Consider the following 1,116-nt stretch of genomic DNA (forward strand, 5'->3'; position numbering starts at 1 on the left):
AGATCGTTTAACGACAAAAAATAAATAATTAAGGGCAATCAACATAAATTATTTATCTTGATTGCCCTTAATTATTTAATTCATTTAAATTTAGTAATATTTTAAGCCATTGGCTTCTTTATGATAGAACTATTTATTAACAATATAGTTTCTAAAGTGTTTGTTTTGCAGATGTAACTGTTATTTCTAAAACTCTATTTAGAAAAGAAAATTTTTCTTTCATCATATCAAATTCTGAACCTGCTTTAATGAATTTTGCAGTTCCCTCGATTAAGAAACCAGTTCCCAATGAGTTGTATCCCATAATCTCTTTACTGCCTACTGTAACTTTAATTTTATCATTTTGTTCTATGTTCTTTTGGGTTTTTATCATTCCAGCAGCGGGTATTAATAACCTACCATCTTCAGTAGCATTAATATAAGAGTTCCAAGTATTAGCTACGTGTGATTCATTGTTACTACAAGTAACGAGAGCTACGACTCCCTCATGGGAAATAACATCAAGCAATTTTTCATTTAACATTAATTTTTCCTCCTTTAATTTTACTAAGTGATGTATAATATAGATAAAATAGATACATGTTGTCTGTATTAATTATATAGTGACTAATTTTAAAAGTCAACAATAATTGAATAAAGTTTATTGACTACTAAAAAATAATAAAGTAATATGAGAATATTATCTTTTTATTTAGGAGGCGTGATTACAATGCAATTTTCCATAGGTATAGAGTATGCATTACATTGTTTATTATATATGATAGATATTCCATCAGGTAAAGCTGTTGGAATTAAAGACTTAGCAGCATTTCAAGGAGTATCAGAAACTTATTTATCAAAGGTATATACAAAATTAAGAAAAGCAGGAATTGTAAGGTCAATTATAGGTGTTAATGGTGGATATGAGTTAGTACGTGATCCTGAAAGCATAACATTTTGGGATATAGTTCAGGCCGTAGAAGGAAACACTCCGTTATTTCAGTGTGCAGAGATTAGGCAAAATGAGATTTTGCTAGATAAAAAAAATTTGCCTGATGCATATACAAAATGCCCTTGCTTGATAAAAGTTGTCATGTTAGAGGCTGAAGAACAGATGAGACTGTATTTAAACAATAA

At 28.9% G+C, this 1,116-nt stretch carries 2 protein-coding genes; one reads left to right on the plus strand and one right to left on the minus strand.

The features are described 5' to 3' along the window. Positions 1-151: 151 nt before the first annotated feature. Positions 152-523, minus strand: a complete 372-nt coding sequence (locus LGK95_RS22075) for a pyridoxamine 5'-phosphate oxidase family protein (RefSeq protein ID WP_226127051.1) — start codon at positions 521-523, stop codon at positions 152-154. A 186-nt stretch (positions 524-709) separates the two neighbouring features. On the opposite strand from LGK95_RS22075, the gene LGK95_RS22080 reads away from it, so the two are divergent. Further along, positions 710-1,116 (plus strand): Rrf2 family transcriptional regulator (locus LGK95_RS22080; RefSeq protein ID WP_226127052.1); only part of this gene is annotated, 407 nt, incomplete at its 3' end.

Source organism: Clostridium algoriphilum (assembly GCF_020443705.1).
Classification (GTDB): Bacteria; Bacillota; Clostridia; order Clostridiales; family Clostridiaceae; genus Clostridium_AD; species Clostridium_AD algoriphilum.

Bases quoted from the DNA above. Each gene is read 5' to 3' on its own strand.
- LGK95_RS22075 (WP_226127051.1), bottom strand. From the start codon at position 523: ATGTTAAATGAAAAATTGCTTGATGTTATTTCCCATGAGGGAGTCGTA.